At 69.2% G+C, this 15,959-nt stretch carries 15 protein-coding genes; 11 read left to right on the forward strand and 4 right to left on the reverse strand.

The window, feature by feature from the left end:
- Positions 1-43 precede the first annotated feature (43 nt).
- From ACK8OR_RS04535 to ACK8OR_RS04555, 5 genes are all read left to right on the forward strand, one after another.
- The gene (locus ACK8OR_RS04535; RefSeq protein ID WP_410188254.1) at positions 44-730 is read left to right on the forward strand and encodes an orotate phosphoribosyltransferase; all 687 of its coding nucleotides are present in this window, start codon (positions 44-46) and stop codon (positions 728-730) included.
- 75 nt (positions 731-805) lie between these two features.
- Complete coding sequence (locus ACK8OR_RS04540) at positions 806-1,264, forward strand: hypothetical protein (protein WP_410188255.1); 459 nt, start codon at positions 806-808, stop codon at positions 1,262-1,264.
- Between the two features lie 173 nt (positions 1,265-1,437).
- Positions 1,438-2,919: a replicative DNA helicase gene (locus ACK8OR_RS04545; RefSeq protein ID WP_410188256.1), complete on the forward strand. Its 1,482-nt coding sequence runs from the start codon at positions 1,438-1,440 to the stop codon at positions 2,917-2,919.
- 160 nt (positions 2,920-3,079) lie between these two features.
- A complete protein-coding gene (gene alr / locus ACK8OR_RS04550; protein WP_410188257.1) occupies positions 3,080-4,120 on the forward strand; it encodes an alanine racemase in 1,041 nt (346 codons plus the stop codon).
- Between the two features lie 171 nt (positions 4,121-4,291).
- Entirely contained in the window at positions 4,292-5,089 is a 798-nt protein-coding gene (locus ACK8OR_RS04555; protein ID WP_410188258.1) for a DNA repair protein, read from the forward strand.
- Between the two features lie 75 nt (positions 5,090-5,164).
- Here ACK8OR_RS04555 and ACK8OR_RS04560 read toward each other — a convergent pair whose 3' ends face one another.
- Positions 5,165-6,517: a hypothetical protein gene (locus ACK8OR_RS04560; RefSeq protein ID WP_410188259.1), complete on the reverse strand. Its 1,353-nt coding sequence runs from the start codon at positions 6,515-6,517 to the stop codon at positions 5,165-5,167.
- 181 nt (positions 6,518-6,698) lie between these two features.
- On the opposite strand from ACK8OR_RS04560, the gene radA reads away from it, so the two are divergent.
- The 4 genes from radA to ACK8OR_RS04580 all read left to right on the forward strand — a co-directional run bounded on the left by radA (position 6,699) and on the right by ACK8OR_RS04580 (position 11,462).
- A complete protein-coding gene (gene radA / locus ACK8OR_RS04565) occupies positions 6,699-8,066 on the forward strand; it encodes a DNA repair protein RadA (protein ID WP_410188260.1) in 1,368 nt (455 codons plus the stop codon).
- Between the two features lie 24 nt (positions 8,067-8,090).
- On the forward strand, positions 8,091-8,681 hold the full coding sequence (locus ACK8OR_RS04570; protein ID WP_410188261.1) for a CvpA family protein: 591 nt from the start codon (positions 8,091-8,093) through the stop codon (positions 8,679-8,681).
- Positions 8,682-8,767: 86 nt separating this feature from the next.
- Positions 8,768-10,252, forward strand: coding sequence for an amidophosphoribosyltransferase (purF, locus tag ACK8OR_RS04575; protein WP_410188262.1), 1,485 nt, complete (start codon positions 8,768-8,770; stop codon positions 10,250-10,252).
- A gap of 106 nt (positions 10,253-10,358) precedes the next feature.
- The gene (locus tag ACK8OR_RS04580) at positions 10,359-11,462 is read left to right on the forward strand and encodes a D-alanine--D-alanine ligase family protein (RefSeq protein ID WP_410188263.1); all 1,104 of its coding nucleotides are present in this window, start codon (positions 10,359-10,361) and stop codon (positions 11,460-11,462) included.
- Between the two features lie 72 nt (positions 11,463-11,534).
- On the opposite strand, the gene ACK8OR_RS04585 is transcribed toward ACK8OR_RS04580, so the two are convergent.
- Positions 11,535-12,131, reverse strand: a complete 597-nt coding sequence (locus ACK8OR_RS04585; RefSeq protein ID WP_410188264.1) for a biotin transporter BioY — start codon at positions 12,129-12,131, stop codon at positions 11,535-11,537.
- Positions 12,132-12,236: 105 nt separating this feature from the next.
- On the opposite strand from ACK8OR_RS04585, the gene ACK8OR_RS04590 reads away from it, so the two are divergent.
- Positions 12,237-12,899 (forward strand): SDR family NAD(P)-dependent oxidoreductase, encoded by a 663-nt coding sequence (locus ACK8OR_RS04590; RefSeq protein ID WP_410188265.1) that lies wholly within the window; start codon positions 12,237-12,239, stop codon positions 12,897-12,899.
- 6 nt (positions 12,900-12,905) lie between these two features.
- On the opposite strand, the gene ACK8OR_RS04595 is transcribed toward ACK8OR_RS04590, so the two are convergent.
- Complete coding sequence (locus ACK8OR_RS04595; protein WP_410188266.1) at positions 12,906-13,316, reverse strand: cell division protein ZapA; 411 nt, start codon at positions 13,314-13,316, stop codon at positions 12,906-12,908.
- Positions 13,309-13,740: a hypothetical protein gene (locus ACK8OR_RS04600; RefSeq protein ID WP_410188267.1), complete on the reverse strand. Its 432-nt coding sequence runs from the start codon at positions 13,738-13,740 to the stop codon at positions 13,309-13,311. The genes ACK8OR_RS04595 and ACK8OR_RS04600 overlap by 8 nt, the downstream gene beginning before the upstream one ends.
- 137 nt (positions 13,741-13,877) lie before the next feature.
- On the opposite strand from ACK8OR_RS04600, the gene tkt reads away from it, so the two are divergent.
- Positions 13,878-15,914, forward strand: coding sequence for a transketolase (gene tkt, locus ACK8OR_RS04605; protein ID WP_410188268.1), 2,037 nt, complete (start codon positions 13,878-13,880; stop codon positions 15,912-15,914).
- The last annotated feature ends 45 nt before the right edge of the window (positions 15,915-15,959 follow it).

Below are 15,959 nucleotides of genomic sequence, written 5' to 3' on the forward strand. Positions count from 1 at the left end.
ATTATTCGTACGAATAATCGCCCCCCGCGCCCGAGGTATCCGCATGATCCCCACGACCTATCCCCCCGCCACCGAGATCGCCCGCCTGACCGCCCGCGCGCTGCTCGAAGTCGGAGCCGTGCATTTCAACGCCCGCGAGCCCTTCATCCTCGCCTCAGGCAAGCCCAGCCCGACCTATATCGACTGCCGTAAGCTCATCTCCTACCCACGGATCCGCGCGACGCTGATGGACTTCCTGACCGTCACCGTGATGCGCGACGCGGGGCTCGAGGCGTTCGACAACGTGGCCGGCGGCGAGACGGCGGGCATCCCCTTCGCGGCCCTCGTGGCCGAGCGGATGGCGCTACCGATGACCTATGTGCGCAAGAAACCGAAGGGCTACGGCCGCAACGCCCGCATCGAGGGCGCGATGACCGAGGGCCAGCGCGTCCTGCTGATCGAGGACATGACGACCGATGGAGGCTCGAAACTGAGCTTCGTCGACGCGATTCGCGAGACCGGGGCGACCTGCGCCCATACCGGCGTCATCTTCAGCTACGGCATCTTCCCCGAGATCGACCGCACGCTGGGCGATCACGGCGTGACGCTGCATGCCTGCGCGACCTGGTGGGACGTGCTGGCCGAAGTCAAGACCGAAGGCCGCTTCGACGCCGAGACGCTGACCGGGGTCGAGGCCTTCCTGAACGATCCCCGTGGGTGGCAGGCCGCCCATGCCACCGACGGGTCTTGACCGACGGCGCGTCGCGGTCTGCAAGTGACGGGCGGGCGGACACGGACCACCCGCGTTGCCCGCCCGAGGCCGCCCATGCGCATCGCCATCCTTCTGCTACCGCTCCTCGCCGCCTGCGCGCTCGCCCGGCCTTCGCCCGAGGCGGCGCGGGACGCCGCGCGGCGGATCAACGGGCTGTCGACCGCCGCGCTCTGGCAGATCCAGGCGACGACGCCGGACATGGTCGAGTTGTCGCAGGTCGAGGCCGAGCTGGGCAGCCGCGACGTTGTCGCCGCAGGCAACACCTATCTCGGTCGCCGCAGCCTCGCGCGGGCGCGGCCCGGACGCTACCGCCGGCCCGCGCAGGACGACCCCGCGCTCGACGGGATCGACTGTTCCGATTTCATCACCGGGGCCGCGGCGCAGGCTGAACTCATGGGCTCCGGCGGGCCCTGGAACGACCGCCACCGGCTCGACGAGGACGGCGACGGCCTCGCCTGCGGCTGGAAGGCGGATCTGGAGCGCATCCGCGCGGACGTCGCCCAACGCGGCTAGAAGTTTCGCATCCCTTCAAGGGCTTGTGGTCTTCTCCCCAGCAAAGATCGGCTTGCCCACAGCCTGCCCACAGGGCCCCGATTGTCGGGGCGCGGGCCCGTCTGATAGGTCGGGGCACGGCGACAGCAGTGGAAACAGCCGGGCGGTGAACGCCCGCGGGCGGGGGCAGTGTCATGAACGAGATCGCACGACTGGATCAGCAGGCCCCCGCGGCCACGGACGTCACGCTGCCGCACAATATCGAGGCCGAGCAGCAGCTTCTCGGCGCGCTCCTGACGAATAACGACCTCTACGACCGGGCCTCCTCGGTGATCCGGGCCGAGCATTTCTACGACCCGGTCCATGCCCGGATCTTCGATATCTGCGCCGCCCGCATCCAGAAGAACGCGCTGGCCTCGCCGGTGACGCTGAAGCCCTTCCTCGAGGAGGACGAGGGGCTGCGCGCGCTGGGCGGACCGTCCTATCTCGTGACGCTCGCGGCCTCGGCGGTCGCGGCCTACGCGGTGCGCGACTACGCCCAGATGATCTACGACCTCGCCATCCGCCGCGAGCTGATCGCGCTGGGTCGGGATATCGCCGCGCAGGCCAACGACGTCACCGTCGAGACCGAGCCCGCCGACCAGATCGTCGATGCCGAGGCCAAGCTCTACGCGCTGGCCGAACAGGGCAAGTCCGAGAAGGGCTTCCAGTCCTTCCTGTCCGCGATCAAGCAGGCGGTCGATGTCGCAAACGCCGCCTATCAGCGCGACGGGGGACTGGCGGGCGTCTCGACCGGCCTCGTGGACATGGACAAGAAGCTGGGTGGATTGCACCGCTCGGACCTTCTGATCCTCGCCGGGCGGCCCTCGATGGGAAAGACGTCGCTCGCCACCAACATCGCGTTCAACGTCGCCAAGGCCTACCGCGCCGGCAAGACCCATGACGGGCGCGACGGCGCGGTGACGGGCGGCGTCGTGGGGTTCTACTCGCTCGAGATGTCGGCCGAACAATTGGCCGCGCGCGTCCTTTCCGAGGCCTCCGAGGTGCCGTCCGAGCAGATCCGCCGCGGCGACATGACCGAGGCCGAGTTCCGCCGCTTCGTCGAGGCTGCCAAGGCGCTCGAGGCCTGCCCACTCTATATCGACGACACGCCCGCGCTTCCCATCGCACAACTCGCCGCCCGTGCCAGGCGCCAGAAGCGGGTGCACGGGCTGGACCTCCTGATCGTGGACTATCTCCAGCTCGTGACCGCGCCGGGCAAGGGGGACAGCCGCGTCAACGAGGTCTCGGCGATCACCCAGGGATTGAAGGCCATTGCCAAGGAGTTGGATATCCCGGTCATCGCGCTCAGCCAGCTCAGCCGCCAGGTCGAGAACCGCGAGGACAAGCGCCCGCAGCTGTCGGACCTCCGGGAATCGGGCTCGATCGAGCAGGACGCCGATGTCGTGATGTTCGTCTACCGCGAGGAATATTATAAGGAACGCGAGAAGCCGGGCGACCACCAGCTCGACAAGATGGCCGAATGGCAGGCCGCGATGGAGGCCGTCCATGGCCGCGCCGAAGTCATCATCGGCAAGCAGCGGCACGGCCCCATCGGTACGGTCGAGCTGTCCTTCGAGGGCCGCTTCACACGCTTCGGAAATCTCGTGAAGCCGTGGCAGGACGACCGCCGCTGAGCGCGGAATTCTTTTCCGGAAAAGAATTCGCCCCGCGGCCCGCACGGCGCCCGCGACCGAGGTCGGGCGGGCATATTCGAAGAGCAAAGACCCCGGCGGGCTGGCACTGCCCCGCGCGTCTGTGCTTGACCCGGCAAGCACGGGACGCGACACCGCGCCGATGGGTACGGGTCACCTTCATATCGATCTCGAGGCGGTCGCGGCGAATTGGCGGGCGCTCGATGCGCTGTCGGGCCCCGGCTGCGAGACGGCGGCGACGGTCAAGGCGGATGCCTACGGCCTCGGTGTCACCCAGGTGGCGCCCCGTCTCTTCCGCGAAGGCGTGCGCGCCTTCTTCGTAGCCACCGCCGACGAGGGGCTGGAGCTGCGCCGCGCGCTGGGCCCCGAGCCGCGCATCTACCTCTACTACGGCCATATGCCCGGCGACACCGCCACGATCGAGCGGGGCGACCTCGTGCCGCTCATCTGTTCGCTCGACCAGCTCGAGCGCCAGATCGCGCAACTCCCCCGCCGGCCCTTCGGGCTGCAACTCGACACGGGCATGAGCCGGCTGGGCCTGACCTTCGAGGAATGGGCGGCCGTGGCCGAGCTGGCCCTGCGCGCGGGCCCGGTCCTGGTGACCTCGCATCTCGCCGCCGCCGACGATCCGGGCAGCGACCAGAGCGCGCGCCAACTCGCGCGGTTCCACGAGATGACCGACGGCATCACCGTGCCGCTAAGCTTGGCGGCGACCGGCGGCACGCTCCTCGGGTCGGCCTACCATTTCGACATGGTGCGACCCGGCATCGGCCTCTATGGCGGCGCGCCCTTCGCGCAGGCCGAACCCGTGGCGACCCTCGACCTGCCGGTCGTGGCCTGCTTCGACATCCCGGCGGGCACCTCCGTGGGCTACAACGCCACCTGGACCGCTCCCGCGGCCACCCGCATCGCGACGATCGCGGGCGGCTATGCCGACGGGCTTCACCGCGCGCTGGCCCCCGGGATCGAGGTGATGGCCGGGCCGATCCCCTGCCCGGTCGTCGGGCGCGTCTCGATGGACCTGCTTACCGTCGATATCGGGCATCTCGATCGCGACCCCGACAGTTTGCGAATCCTCGGGCCGCATCACGGCATCGATGCCATGGCCGCCCGCGCCGGAACCATCGGATACGAGGTTCTGACATCGCTCGGACAGCGATACCGCCGCACCTATCGCGGGTGACGTAACGGCACTTCTAGCGTCAAGGCGCAGCGTGGCACCGATATCTGGGCGATTCTTTCTAAGTCTCTCGGAACTCCTGAAGATTCCGTTGCGTTCAATAGGCGGATTTCTGCTATGAGTTAATCGAGCAGCCAAGAAACCCGACCGCCACTGCCACAAAAGGGTTTGGCTATGACTGAGACGACCCGATCCGTTGCGATCGCCACGAGCCTGTTGCAACAGGTCTGCACCATTCTTCTCGTGCTTCTCGCACTGGGCGCCGTCGCGGTGACCGCAGGCGCGTTCCTGGGCCTTCTGCCCTGGATCGAGCTGCCGGTCGCGCTGGGCGGGGCCGAGGTCGTGAATGCGGGCATGATCGCGCAGATCGGCCTGACGGTGCTTCTTCTGATGCTGGTCGGCTACCTACCCTCCAACGCCCGCGTCCGCCGCCTCGAGGTGACGAATCGCGACTTCCATCTCTCGATGGCCGATGTCGCGCGGGCCTATGATTACGTCCACCGCGCCGACCGCGAGGGGACGTTCCAGCTCAGCCGCGAATTCGACGCGATGCGCGACCGGATCGAGTGGATGCGCAACCATCCCGACCTTGCCGATCTCGAGCATGACGTGCTCCAGATCGCCGCGCAGATGAGCGTCGAGAGCCGCGAATTGGCCGAGGTCTATAACGACGAGAAGGTCGACCGCGCGCGATCCTTCCTCAGACAGCGTCAGCAAGAGGTCGAGGACTACCGCCAGCGCATCTCGATGGCGCAGGCCACCGTGCAGGAGATCAAGCGCTGGATGCAGGCCGTCTCGGTCGAGGAAGGCCTGGCCGAAAAGCAGCTCGAGCGCCTTCAGGCTGACCTCGCCGAAGTCACCGACGCGCTCAAGCTGACCGGCCACGACCGCGGCCAGAACGTCGTCGGCCTGGGCCAGCGTCCCCGCCGCGAGGCGAATGGCGGCGACGCGATCGCGACCCCGGCCGAGTAGACCCAGCCGAGAGATCCAACGAGAAGGGCCCGGCGCATCGCACCGGGCCCTTTTTTCGTCCGCGCCCGCGCAGGCTCAGAAGCGGTAGACCAGCTTCAGGCCGCCCGCGATCTCGTCGGTGCCGGTGCCGATCCCGCCGAAATCCGCGTTCATCCGCAGCGACAGGCCGTCGGTCAGGTTCACGTCGGCGCCGAACTCGATCCGGGCGGACAGCTCGCCGCCATCCTCGAAGCCCGCAACAAGAGCGGTATCGGCTTCGGCGTAGTCGTAATCGGCATGCAGGCCGACGAAGCCCGTCCCCATCTCCATTTGGCTGGTGTAGCGGGCCCCGACCGACAGCGTACCGAACGTGGTCTTCGACGTCCCGGCCCCGGCCAGCGTACCGCCCGTGCCCTCGACCTCCTCCCGGCCGATCGAGAGCGAGGCCATCGGCGAGAGGATATCGCCGTCGCCCATCGCCATGTCATATGCGCCCGAAAGGGTCAGGGCGTAGAGCTCGGTGTCGCCGGTCCCGAGGCCGCCGGCAGTCACCTGGTCGAAGTCGCCGCGGCCCCAGATCAGGCTCGCCTCCCCGCGGTAGGCACCGGAGCGCATCGCGAGGTAGGGCTGCACGAACTGCAGGTCGCCCGAGATGTCGAAGCCCCCCTGCACCGAGGAGAGATCGGTCGTCCCGATCGAGAGACCCGCGACCATGTTCGGCGCGATCTCGATATCCGCGCCAAGCTGGAAGCCCGTTGCGGACTGGTCGATATCGGAGCCGCGCGCCGCGAAGCCGGTGAACTCGATCCAGCTATGGACCGGCGTGCCGGAGACGCCGCGCGTCGAGGCGAAGGTCAGCGGGTTCGTCCGGTCAAGCCCGACGCCCGCATTCGAGCGCGCCACGCCACCGGCCTGGACGACGAAGCGCCGCGCGAGCGTCGCGAAGGCCGCATCTGCGGCGGCGAGTTGAACCGGGACCGAGGGGCCCCAGCCGAGGACGGCGCCGGAACCGGCAAGGGAGAACGTGCCCGTGGCGGTTGACGAAAAGCCGAACACGACGACGCTGTAGTTGCCGTCGGGAACGTCGATCGTGAAGATCGACAGCCCTCCGAAGCCCAGCCCATCGTCATTATAGGCCAACGGCGTTGTTGCGACCGTAGGGTCGAACGCGCCGGAGACGAGGTAGATGACCGTGTCCGATGGCGCAAAGTTGTTGATCGTACTTGCCGCTGTCGTCTGAACCGTCAGCGTACCGCTCCCGTCAACGCGGATCGGCACGGCATCGAAGGCACGTGTGCCCGCGCCACCAACGCTGCCGGCCCCGGATCGATTGGTCGTATTCGCCGATGTCAGCGCGCCGTCATATGCGAATGTGCTCTGAGCCTGTGCATAACCAGCCGCCAGGATCGTCGTGGCGCCCAGCGCCAGCGTCGCGATCGTCCGTTGCATCCCTGCGTCCCTCGTCACTCAAAACATTAACAAACCGTTAACGGAATCCGGCCGGCGGAGATACGCCGACGGCCCGTTGCCGCCAAGGCACCCGATAGGTGTATCGGCCGCACCACACTCGGTCGCACCCGCGTGGACAATCGGACTTGTATGCGGCGATTAAACGGACCAAACCGGGAACATGGCCAAGCCCGTCACCCAGTTCGCCTGCACCGATTGCGGCGCCGTCCACAAAAAATGGACCGGTCGCTGTGATGGCTGCGGGGCGTGGAACACCATCCAGGAAGAGGTCCCGCTGAGCCAGGGGCCGTCGAAGAAGGCGCTGGGGACCGCGAAGGGCCGCAAGATGGCTCTGACCGATCTTCAAACCGAAGAGGCGCCACCGCCGCGCACGCTCTCGGGCCTGGACGAGCTCGATCGCGTGCTGGGCGGCGGCCTCGTGCCCGCCTCGGCGACGCTGGTGGGCGGCGATCCGGGGATCGGGAAGTCGACTTTGCTCCTGCAGGCGGCGGCGGCCTTCGCGCGCCGGGGCGAGAGCGTGGTCTACGTCTCCGGCGAGGAGGCGACGGCGCAGGTGCGGATGCGCGCGCAGCGGCTGGGCCTCGACGACAGCCCGGTCAAGCTCGCCGCCGAGACCAACCTGCGCGACGTTCTGACCACGCTGGAGGCCGAGCGCCCGTCCCTCGCCATCATCGACTCGATCCAGACCATGTGGGTCGACACCGTCGACAGCGCGCCCGGCTCCGTCAGCCAGGTCCGCGCCTCGGCACAGGAGCTGACCAGCTTCGCCAAGCGCTTCGGCACCGCCGTGATCCTCGTCGGCCACGTCACGAAGGAGGGTCAGATCGCGGGCCCCCGCGTCGTCGAGCACATGGTCGACACGGTGCTCTATTTCGAGGGCGAGCGCGGCCACCAGTTCCGGATCCTGCGCGCGGTCAAGAACCGCTTCGGTCCCGCCGACGAGATCGGCGTATTCGAGATGACGGGCGCCGGGCTGGCCGAGGTCGCGAACCCCTCGGCGCTGTTCCTGGGCGACCGCGACGCCCCGGCCCCGGGCTCCGTCGTCTTCGCGGGGATCGAGGGCACGCGTCCCGTGCTGGTCGAGATCCAAGCCCTCGTCGCACCGTCGCAGCTCAGCCAGCCGCGCCGTGCGGTGGTCGGATGGGACGGCTCGCGCCTGTCGATGATCCTCGCCGTGCTCGAGGCGCGGACGGGGATCAGCTTCGGGGGCCTCGACGTCTATCTCAACGTGGCCGGGGGCATCCGCATCTCGGAGCCGGCCGCCGATCTCGCCGTCGCCTGCGCCCTGCTCTCGGCGCGCGAGGATGCGGGCATCCCCCCCGAGACGGTCGTCTTCGGCGAGCTCTCGCTCTCGGGCGCGCTCCGCCCCGTCGCGCAGGCCGAAAATCGCTTGAAGGAGGCCGCCAAACTTGGTTTTACCGCCGCAATGGCGCCCAAGGGGTGCAAGACGGGGGATGCGGGCGGTATGGCCCTCAGGCTTCTGCCGGACCTGACCACGCTGGTGGGCGAGGTGTTCGGCGCGGGCTGACCCACCCCCCGAGCGAGGGACGGAATGGACGGTTTCACCTATGTGGACGGCGCGGTCGCGCTCGTCATCGTCGTCTCGGCCATCCTCGCCTACAGCCGTGGCCTCGTCCGCGAGACGATGGCGATCCTCGGCTGGGTCGCTGCCGCGATCCTCGCCTTCACCTTTGCAGGCGCGGCCGAACCGCTGGTCCGCGAGATCCCTTACGTCGGCGACATCCTCGGCGACAGCTGCGAACTGGCCGTGATCGCGGCCTTCGCGCTCGTCTTCGCGCTTGCGCTGGTGCTGGTATCGTTCTTCACGCCGCTCCTGTCGTCCGCCGTGCGCCATTCGGCGCTCGGGCCCTTCGACCAGGGCCTCGGCTTCGTCTTCGGCGTCCTGCGCGGCATCCTGCTGATCGCGGTGGGGTTCGTCGTCTACGACCGGGTCATCGTGAACGAGGGCATTCCGGCGGTCGAGGAAAGCCGGTCGATCAACATCTTCGGCCGCGCCAAGGGCAATATCGAGGAGAATATCCCCGAGGACGCGCCCGGCTGGATCCTGACCCGCTACGAGTCGCTGGTGGGCGAATGCTTCGAGCCCGCCGCCCCGGTCGAGCCCGTGACACCAACCGAATGACGCACCGCCCGACGGGGGCGTGACTCCGGCCGCGCCGGTCCGTATGTCGGGGCCACACCGCCCCTAGATTCGCAGGACATGTCCCGATGACCGATTGGCGCAGCTCCCCCTTCGATCCCGTCCTCGACGGCGACAAGTTGAAGGAGGAATGCGGCATCTTCGGCGTCGTCGGCGTGACCGAGGCCGCGAACTTCACCGCGCTCGGCCTCCACGCGCTGCAACATCGCGGGCAGGAGGCGGGCGGCATCGTCGTCCACGACTCCGATCACGGCTTCAACTCGGTTCGCCGCTTCGGCTATGTCCGCGACAACTTCACCTCGCAGGACGTGATGGACATGCTGCCCGGCAGCCTCGCCATCGGGCATGTCCGCTATTCGACCTCCGGCTCCAAGGGCGCGACCGCGATCCGCGACGTGCAGCCCTTCTTCGGCGAGTTCGCAATGGGCGGTGCGGCCATCGCGCATAACGGCAACATCACGAATGCCGACGCACTTCGGCGCGAGCTGATCGAGCGCGGCTCGATCTTCCAGTCGTCCTCGGACAGCGAATGCATCATCCACCTGATGGCGCGATCCCTGCAGCAGAACATCCCCGAGCGGATGAAGGACGCGCTCCGCCGGGTCGAAGGCGCGTTCAGCGTCATCGCGATGACGCGCACCAAGCTGATCGGCGTGCGCGATCCGCTGGGCGTGCGCCCGCTGGTGCTGGGCCGCGTCGGAGACGGGCCGAATCCCGGCTGGTGCCTCGCCTCCGAGACCTGTGCGCTCGACATCATCGGCGCCGAGTTCATCCGCGAGGTCGAGCCGGGCGAGATGGTCGTCATCACGCCCGACAAGCTGACCTCGCACCGCCCGTTCGAGCCGCGCCGTCCGCGCTTCTGCATCTTCGAGCATGTCTATTTCAGCCGCCCCGACAGCATCCTCGGCGGCCGCTCGGTCTATTCCACCCGCGAGGCGATCGGGCGCGAACTGGCCAGGGAAGCCCCCGTCGAGGCCGATCTTGTCTGTCCGGTTCCGGATTCCGGCACCCCCGCCGCCATCGGCTACAGCCTCGCGTCGGGCATCCCCTACGCGATGGGCATCATCCGCAACCAGTATATGGGCCGGACCTTCATCGAGCCGACCGAGAGCATCCGCAACATGGGCGTCCGCCTGAAGCTCAACGTCAACCGGGCGCTGGTGAAGGGCAAGCGGATCGTGCTCGTGGACGACAGCGTCGTGCGCGGCACCACCTCGCGCAAGATCAAGGAGATGATCCTCGATGCCGGCGCGGCCGAGGTCCATTTCCGCATCGCCAGCCCGCCGACCGCGTGGCCCTGCTTCTACGGCGTCGACACGCCCGAGCGCGAGAAGCTGCTGGCCGCGACCATGACCGAAGACGAGATGTGCGCGCATCTAGGCGTCGACAGCCTCAAGTTCATCTCGCTCGACGGGCTCTACCGCGCCGTCGGTGAAGCCGGCGGCCGTGACCCGGACGCGCCGCAATATTGCGATGCCTGCTTCTCGGGCGAATACCCGGTCGAGCCGTCGGATCAGGTGTCGCGCGGCTTCCAGTTAAAGGCCGCCGAATAAGCCGACGCCCCCGGCATTCGCACCGCGATCCGAAGGGCGGCGCGACGCGCCTCGACAGGCCGCGCCCGCGCCCTACCTCTCGCCTCCCAGAGCGGAGGGCAACATCTTGAAAATCCTGCACATCGCCGGTGCCACCACGACGCGCTTCTACCGCGACCTGTCCCTGACCTATCAGCGCAATTGCGTCACACCCGAGGACACGACCGCCGCCCTTCTCGTGGTCGAGCCGGATGGCGGGCTCGCGTGGAACGGGCGGCCCGTGACGCTGGCCCGCGCGATGGACCTGGCGGCGGGATACGACGTGGTCGTCCCGCATCTCTTCTGTCCCGACGGCATGACCACGTGGCGCAGCCTCTTCGAGACCGCGCTCGGCATTCCTGTCGTCGGCCCGCCGTTGGCCGCGACCGTCACCTCGACGTCGAAGCTGGCGACCAAGGCGCTTGCCGAGGCGTCCGGGGTGCGCGTACCGGCCTCGGTCCGCGTGACGGACGCCGCCGACCTGCCAGACGTCGCCCTGCCCGCCATCGTGAAACCCGACCGCGAAGACAACTCGCTGGGCCTGACCCTGGTGCGGACCCGCGACGACCTCGCCCCGGCGGTGGAGGCAGCGCTTGATCATGACGCGACCGCGCTGATCGAGGCCTACATTCCCGGCCGCGAGGTGCGGGTCGGCGTGATCGAGGACCCCGAGCCGCGCGTCCTGCCGATCCTCGAATACCACGTCACGCCCGACCACCCGATCCGCGAGCGGGCCGACAAGGTCGCGATCGACGGGACCGGAGCGGTGACCATGGACGCTTGGGAGCAGCCGACGCTCGAGACGACCTGCCCCGCCGCCTTGGCGGCAGACACGCGCGCCCAGCTTTGCGACGCGGCGCTGACAATGCATGCGGCGCTCGGCGGGCGGGACTACTCGCTCTTCGACTTCCGCATCCATGCCGAGACCGGCGCGCCCTACCTGCTCGAAGCCTGCAGCTTCTGGACTTTCACGCCCGTCTCGGTGATCTCGCGGATGCTGGCCGCCGAAGGCTCCGACCTGACCGATGCGGCGCTGGCGATGTGGCGGCGCGCGGCAGCCCGGCGTGCAAGCGCCACCTGTGCTGGAACTCGAGGCGCGGCGCGCGCGCGGGGCGTCGATGGCCCGACGCCGCCGTCCCTCGCCGCGATGGCAGGCGCGGGTCCCGTCCACCAGATCCCGCCGATGGTCTGAGCGCGCTCGGACCCGAAAAGAAAAGGGCCGCGCCAGCCCGGCGCGGCCCTCCGATGTCGAGGTCGGAACCGATCAGGCGTCGCGGCGCGCCGCCAAGGCCCGGCGACCGCCGGTCACGATCAGCGCGGCCAGCACGGCCTTGACCGCATCACCCAGCAGGAACGGGGCCACCCAGCCCGACCAGAGAGCCGCGGCGGAGGTCGAGGCCCAGCCGGCCTCGATGCCCGCGGCGCTGGCGACGGCATAGGGCCACGCCACGCCCGGAAGGTAGATCGCGGCGGCCGCCAGCAGCGACGCGCCGATCATCACAACAAGCCCGCGCCCGGCGGCGAGCCCGGCGATATAGGCCATCGCCACGAAGCCCAGGAGGAAGCCGCCCGTCGGCCCGGCCAGATAGGCGAGACCCGCGCCGCCATTGGCGAAGACCGGTAGGCCCATCGCGCCCTCGGCCAGATAGGCCAGGACGGTGACCGCGCCCAGCCGCGCGCCCAGCGTAAGGCCGATTGTCAGGATCGCGAGACCCTGCAGCGTCAGGGGCACCGGGAAGAACGGGATGCTGACCTGTGCGGCCAGCGCGATCAGCACAGTCCCCGCCGCCACGAGCGCGGCCTTCCGGCCGAGCGACCACTGGTTCGATGTCGACGCGACAGCCTGCATGTTCTGGGTCATCACGGACCTCCTGTTGACTATGTCGCGCATCTTTTCCGCCGCGCGCCGCCCCGTGTCAACGCGCCCCCGCTTGATGCCGCGCCCCGCGCGTGGCACGGGGCGGGCATGACTGATCGTCCCGACCTCGCCCTCGTCACCGGCGCCTCGCGCGGCCTCGGCGCCGCCATCGCCGAACGGCTGGCCGCCGCCGGCACCCATGTCGTCGCCGTCGCCCGCACCCAGGGCGCGCTCGAGGAGTTGGATGACCGCATCCAGGCCGCGGGCGGGGCCGCGACACTGGCCCCGATGGACATCACCGTGGCCGCCGCGATGCAGCAGCTCTGCAGGGGCATCCACGACCGCTGGGGCAAGCTGCCGCTCTGGGTGCACACGGCGGTGCACGCGACGCCGCTGACGCCTACGACGATGATCGACGAGCGGGACATGGCGAAGGCGGTGGACGTGAACGTCACGGCGCTGTCGCGGCTGATCCCCTATGTCTCGCCGCTCCTTCAGGCGGCAGGCGGGGGCACGGCGGTGTTCTTCGACGACCCCATGCCCCTGCCCTTCTCGGCGGGCTACACCGCGACCAAGGCCGCCCAGCGCGCGATGATCGAGGCGTGGCAGGCCGAGGCGACGACGGAGACGGCGGCGCGCGTCCACCTCCTGACGCCGAAGCCCATGGGCACGGCGGTCCGCGCCCGGTTCCATCCCGGCGAGGACCGCAGCAAGCTCGCGACCCCGGCGGACGAGGCCGCGCGGCTGCTGGGTGAGATCGGGTTGGGCTGACGCGCCCTAGCCGGCGAGTTCGGCCGCCTCGGCCGCCATCGCCTCGGCCTGTTCGGCCAGCTTGTCGAGCCGGGCCAGCGCGTCCTCGGGGATCACCTCGGTCGGCACCTCCTTGATGACCTCGACCGTCTTCGGCTCGGGGGCGGGATGAGCCCGCATCTCGTCGAGAAGCTGGGTCTGCTGGGCCAGCCGCCGGTCGAGCGCGCGCAACTCCTCGTCGGCCGAGATCGTCTTGTCGGCCAGCATCAGCCCCGCCATCAGCAACAGCCGGTCCTGGTTCAGCCGCGCGCCGCTCTGCGACAGCGCCTTGGCCTCCCGGTCGAGGAGTTCGGCGGCGGCGTTGAGATAGCCTTCTTCGCCGTCCTGGCATGCGACGATGAAGGTGCGGTCGCCGATTTCGATGGTCATGTCAGGCATTGGCCGCCTCCAGCATGGGTTCCAGTTCGGCCAGAAGCGCCTGCATCTCGGCGAGATCCATGGCGCGCGCGGCCCGGAGCGCGTCGTTCTCGGCCTTGAGCGAGGCATCGACGGCACCGTCGGTCTGGGCGCGCAGATCGGCGCTCGTGGCCGCCATCGCCTCGAGCGCGGCGCGCAGGCGTACGCCGTCGGCTTCGCCCGGCGCATGCGCAGGCTCGGCGGCGGGCGCGTCGGCCCCGGCCTCCAACTCGGCGATGCGGGCGCGCGCGGCATCGAGTTCGGCCTGCATCCCATTGGTATCGCCGCCCTTGTCATCCGCGGGGGCCGTGGCCCTGTCCTGTGCGGCCTTCAAGGCGCGGGCCGTGGCACCCAGCGCCGCCTGTATGCGCGCGATCCGCGCGTCGAGTTCCGCCTGCTCCGCCATCTGGTCCGTCCTCTGGATGGGTCGTGTGGGGCCAATCGACCCCAAACCGCCGCCGGTGTCAAAGCCCGCGCGCCCCTTGGCTTGCACGCCCGCGCGCCCCCGCCTAGGGAGAGGCACAGCCCGAGGGAGCACCAGACATGACCGACGAGACCACCGGACCCGACCTCGACGCGCTGCGCGCCGCGAACCCCGGCCACTGGCGCCGCGCCGCCGCGATCCGCACGCTGACCCTCGATGCCGTCGCGGCCGCCAATTCGGGCCATTCGGGGATGCCGATGGGCATGGCCGACGTCGCCACCGTCCTCTTCGAGAAGCACCTCAAGTTCGACGCCTCGCGCCCCGACTGGCCCGACCGCGACCGCTTCATCCTGTCGGCGGGCCACGGCTCGATGCTGCTCTATTCGCTGCTGCACCTGACGGGCTATCCCGAGATGACGCTCGACCAGATCCGCAACTTCCGCCAGTTGGGCGCCATCACGGCGGGCCACCCGGAATACGGCCACGCGCCGGGGATCGAGGTCACGACCGGCCCGCTGGGCCAAGGCATCGCCACCTCGGTCGGCTTCGCCATCGCCGAGGAGATCCAGCGCGCCCGCTTCGGCCGCAAGATCGTCGATCACCACACCTGGGTCATCGCGGGCGACGGCTGCCTGATGGAGGGCGTCAGCCAGGAGGCCATCGCGTTGGCCGGGCATCTTGAGCTGAGCCACCTGATCGTCCTCTGGGACGACAACGGCATCACCATCGACGGCAAGGTCTCGATCTCCGACAGCACCGATCAGCGGCAACGCTTCAAGGCCAGCGGCTGGGACGTGATCGAGGTGTACGGCCACGACCCCGAGGCCATCGACGCCGCCCTGACCGACGCCAAGAAGGGCAAAAAGCCCACGATGGTCGCCTGCAAGACGCATATCGCCATCGGGTCGAGCGCGCAGGACACCTCCAAGGGCCACGGCGCGCTGACCGATCCCGACCTGATCGCCGCAACCAAGCGCGCCTATGGCTGGGAGGCCGCGCCCTTCGAGATCGCGCCCGACCTCAAGGCCGAATGGGAGGAGATCGGCGCACGCGGCTCCGAGGCCCGCGCCGAGTGGGAGGTCCGCTTCGCCGAGCTGGGCCGGGGCAAGCGCGACCAGTTCGAGCGCGCCCTGCGCGGCGAGGCCCCGAAGAAGCTCTCGGCGACCATCAAGGCGATGAAGCGCCAACTGGTGGAGACCAAGCCCAAGGTCGCCACGCGCCGGTCGTCGGAAATGGTGCTGGAGATCGTGAACCCGATCATGCCCGAGACCATCGGCGGGTCGGCTGACCTGACCGGGTCGAACAACACGCTGACCGACGACATGGGCATCTTTACGGCCGACAATCGCGCCGGACGCTACATCTATTTCGGCATCCGCGAGCATGGGATGGCCGCCTGCATCAACGGCATGGCGCTGCATGGCGGCGCGAAGCCCTATGGCGGCACGTTCTTCGCCTTCACCGACTACGCGCGCCCCGCGATGCGGCTGGCCGCGCTAATGGGCATCCCGTCGAACTTCGTCATGACCCATGACAGCATCGGCCTGGGCGAGGACGGGCCGACCCACCAGCCCGTCGAGCACCTCGCGATCTGCCGCGCGACGCCCAACACCAACACCTTCCGCCCCTGCGACACCACCGAGACCGCCGAGGCGTGGGAATTGGCGCTGACCTCCACGCGCACGCCGTCCGTCCTCGTGCTGACGCGGCAGGGTCTGCCGGCCCAACGCACCGAGTTCTCCAACAAGAACCTCGTCGCGCAGGGCGCCTACGTGATGGCCGAGGCCGAGGGCAAGCGCATGGCGATCCTCATGGCCACCGGCTCGGAGGTGCATGTCGCCATGGCCGCGCGCGACCTGCTGCAACAGGACGGGATCGGCACGCGGGTCGTGTCGATGCCCTGCTGGGAGCTGTTCGAAGCGCAGGACGAGAAGTACCGCAAGAAGATCCTGCCGGCCGGTCCCGTCCGTGTGGCCGTCGAGGCGGCGATCCGCTTCGGCTGGGATCGCTGGCTCTACGGCGAGCGCGGCAAGCGCGAAAAAGGTGCCTTCGTCGGGATGCACGACTTCGGGGCCTCCGCCCCCGCGGGCGAGCTGTTCGACCATTTCGGCATCACCGCCGAGGCAGTGGCAAAAGCCACGCGGGAATTGCTCTGAAACCAGCAGGGCGGCGTGTCGGCGCGCCGCTTTCGCCACACGGCG

This window comes from Jannaschia halovivens (assembly GCF_046452375.1).
Taxonomy (GTDB): domain Bacteria; phylum Pseudomonadota; class Alphaproteobacteria; order Rhodobacterales; family Rhodobacteraceae; genus Jannaschia; species Jannaschia halovivens.

Bases quoted from the DNA above. Each gene is read 5' to 3' on its own strand.
- ACK8OR_RS04585 (WP_410188264.1), bottom strand. From the start codon at position 12,131: ATGACCCAGAACATGCAGGCTGTCGCGTCGACATCGAACCAGTGGTCG.
- ACK8OR_RS04545 (WP_410188256.1), top strand. From the start codon at position 1,438: ATGAACGAGATCGCACGACTGGATCAGCAGGCCCCCGCGGCCACGGAC.
- tkt (WP_410188268.1), top strand. From the start codon at position 13,878: ATGACCGACGAGACCACCGGACCCGACCTCGACGCGCTGCGCGCCGCG.
- ACK8OR_RS04600 (WP_410188267.1), bottom strand. From the start codon at position 13,740: ATGGCGGAGCAGGCGGAACTCGACGCGCGGATCGCGCGCATACAGGCG.
- ACK8OR_RS04535 (WP_410188254.1), top strand. From the start codon at position 44: ATGATCCCCACGACCTATCCCCCCGCCACCGAGATCGCCCGCCTGACC.
- radA (WP_410188260.1), top strand. From the start codon at position 6,699: ATGGCCAAGCCCGTCACCCAGTTCGCCTGCACCGATTGCGGCGCCGTC.
- ACK8OR_RS04560 (WP_410188259.1), bottom strand. From the start codon at position 6,517: ATGCAACGGACGATCGCGACGCTGGCGCTGGGCGCCACGACGATCCTG.
- alr (WP_410188257.1), top strand. From the start codon at position 3,080: ATGGGTACGGGTCACCTTCATATCGATCTCGAGGCGGTCGCGGCGAAT.
- ACK8OR_RS04590 (WP_410188265.1), top strand. From the start codon at position 12,237: ATGACTGATCGTCCCGACCTCGCCCTCGTCACCGGCGCCTCGCGCGGC.
- ACK8OR_RS04555 (WP_410188258.1), top strand. From the start codon at position 4,292: ATGACTGAGACGACCCGATCCGTTGCGATCGCCACGAGCCTGTTGCAA.
- purF (WP_410188262.1), top strand. From the start codon at position 8,768: ATGACCGATTGGCGCAGCTCCCCCTTCGATCCCGTCCTCGACGGCGAC.
- ACK8OR_RS04570 (WP_410188261.1), top strand. From the start codon at position 8,091: ATGGACGGTTTCACCTATGTGGACGGCGCGGTCGCGCTCGTCATCGTC.
- ACK8OR_RS04595 (WP_410188266.1), bottom strand. From the start codon at position 13,316: ATGCCTGACATGACCATCGAAATCGGCGACCGCACCTTCATCGTCGCA.
- ACK8OR_RS04540 (WP_410188255.1), top strand. From the start codon at position 806: ATGCGCATCGCCATCCTTCTGCTACCGCTCCTCGCCGCCTGCGCGCTC.